Origin of the sequence: Asaia sp. SF2.1, from assembly GCF_000505765.1 — a bacterium.
Taxonomy (GTDB): domain Bacteria; phylum Pseudomonadota; class Alphaproteobacteria; order Acetobacterales; family Acetobacteraceae; genus Asaia; species Asaia bogorensis.
On sequence record NZ_AYXS01000011.1, the window covers coordinates 57,699 to 59,327 of the forward strand.

Annotated in this window: 4 protein-coding genes and 1 pseudogene; all 5 read right to left on the minus strand. The window is 57.6% G+C overall.

Annotated features, from left to right (window positions below):
* A partial coding sequence (locus P792_RS38550) for a hypothetical protein (RefSeq protein WP_031240491.1) occupies nucleotides 1–331 on the minus strand: 331 nt, incomplete at its 3' end.
* Between the two features lie 29 nt (nucleotides 332–360).
* Nucleotides 361–507 (minus strand): annotated as a pseudogene (locus P792_RS39650) (helix-turn-helix domain-containing protein); the annotation flags it as partial.
* Nucleotides 504–680 carry a hypothetical protein gene (locus tag P792_RS37525; protein WP_161630831.1) on the minus strand — a complete coding sequence of 59 codons (177 nt, stop codon included), beginning with the start codon at nucleotides 678–680 and terminating at the stop codon, nucleotides 504–506. The gene P792_RS37525 and the pseudogene P792_RS39650, both read right to left, overlap by 4 nt.
* Nucleotides 677–982: a hypothetical protein gene (locus P792_RS26415; protein WP_023978327.1), complete on the minus strand. Its 306-nt coding sequence runs from the start codon at nucleotides 980–982 to the stop codon at nucleotides 677–679. Before P792_RS26415 ends, P792_RS37525 begins: the two co-directional genes overlap by 4 nt.
* An 85-nt stretch (nucleotides 983–1,067) precedes the next feature.
* Nucleotides 1,068–1,629 (minus strand): helix-turn-helix domain-containing protein (locus P792_RS0118600; RefSeq protein WP_235075437.1); only part of this gene is annotated, 562 nt, incomplete at its 5' end.

A 1,629-nucleotide genomic window follows, 5' to 3' on the forward strand; every position in this document is an offset into this window, starting at 1 on the left:
CATGCACATCGCGGGAGGTAATCAGGCTGATATCCCGCCCCGCGAAATAGGGGTGGAGCTGCCGCAGGCTCGTTCGGTATCGCGTCTGGGTGCTGGGGCGCAGATCGGCAAATTGCAGCTCCTCCCACCGCACCACGGCGTCTTCCCAGTTCCTGACCTCAGGAGGCTTTATGCCGGCGCGTTGGTCTTCCGCCTTCTCGAGCAGCTCTTTGAGCCGCTGCCGGGCTGTACGCCGATCAGTCGTGCGTAGCGATCGGCGGATGTCGCGCCCCTTGATCTGGATCCGAGCGTAATAGGTGCCGTTTGCGGCCTGGTAGAGATTGCTGGACACGACGGTCTGCTGGCCTCCTGATCAAGATAGTCGTCAATCGCTGACGTCGTTATGCGCCAGACAGAACCGATCTTGGCGGCGCGCAGGGCGCCCGTGGCGCAAAGCTTCTGGATGAGGCGCGGCGATACGCGCAGCTCGGTCGCTACCTCTGCCGCCGTCTTGCGTATGTGGGTCATGAGTCCTCCTCAAAGTCGGAAGTCTTCAGGGCATCGAGCGTCCGAAGTTGCGTCTCAAGATCGCGGCAGCGCAGCCAGATACGGGCAGAACTCACGGTCTGATGCAGGAGAAACAGGATCAGGCATGCCGCGATCGGATTTCGCGCGATCGCGCTCCAGAGCATTTTGGTCATGACCGTCCCAGACGCCCGTGACGGGCCAGTAGGGCTAGAACGGGATTGGCATTAGGGGCGTCAGGAATGATGCTGCGCCCTTGGGCGGCCTGTTCCATCTGCTCGGCCTCGTGGCGCTTGTCGGCCGCAGCGTTTCGCCACAGGCGTTCGGCTGCGTTGCGCCCGGCAAAGCCTGCCTGCTCGGCCAGGCTATCCATATAGGATGCCATGGCCCGCTTGGCCTTGATGGTATCGCGCCCGGTGAGCGGTGGTGTGGTTGGTCTGTCGGGGAGAAAAACGGTCTGAACCGGCGATGCTGACATCGACTTGCGCTCCATCGTGGACGAACGATGAAACTATTACCGGCGGTAATTATAGCGAGCAAGAATTTTCTTACCGGCGGTAAGATTAATTTTTGAGGGCGGAGATCATCTTAAGGAGGATATCTTGCTGCTCTGGAGGGAGGTCGCGAGCCTGTATAAGAATCTCACGCTCCTTTTTGGTCTGAGCTTTCACTTCTTCTTCGGGCTCGTCTCCGGTCAAAAGCCAGCCAATCGATCTGCCCAAAGCGTCTAAAAGCGCTGGAACGCGCTCCCTCCTAGGCGAAGAACGCCCAGTTTCATATTGGGCGATCGCGTTTTCTGTAACGCCGATCATGCCGCCAAGTTGAGCTTGGGTAAAGCCCAAATGTTCTCGTTGTGTTCTTATCCTGATTCCCATCGCTATAGCGGCTGGTGTCGGGGGATTCTTCCTGGATTTCGCACTGCTCATATCCAATTTGATGGCAGATTCCTGACAAGGTCCCACCTTAATTGTCTTGCTTACCATACTTACCGCCGGTAATGTATCGACATGCGTGATCCTATCCTTTCGGACATTCTCAGTCGCAAAGGCGCCGTTAAGCAAATCGCAGCGGCCTGCAAAATTTCTCATGCGGCAGTTTCGCAATGGGAAAGAGTGCCCAAACGAC

What these genes read in the sequence shown, in the direction of transcription:
- P792_RS37525 (WP_161630831.1), bottom strand. Translation starts at nt 680, where the DNA reads ATGACCAAAATGCTCTGGAGCGCGATCGCGCGAAATCCGATCGCGGCA.
- P792_RS26415 (WP_023978327.1), bottom strand. Translation starts at nt 982, where the DNA reads ATGTCAGCATCGCCGGTTCAGACCGTTTTTCTCCCCGACAGACCAACC.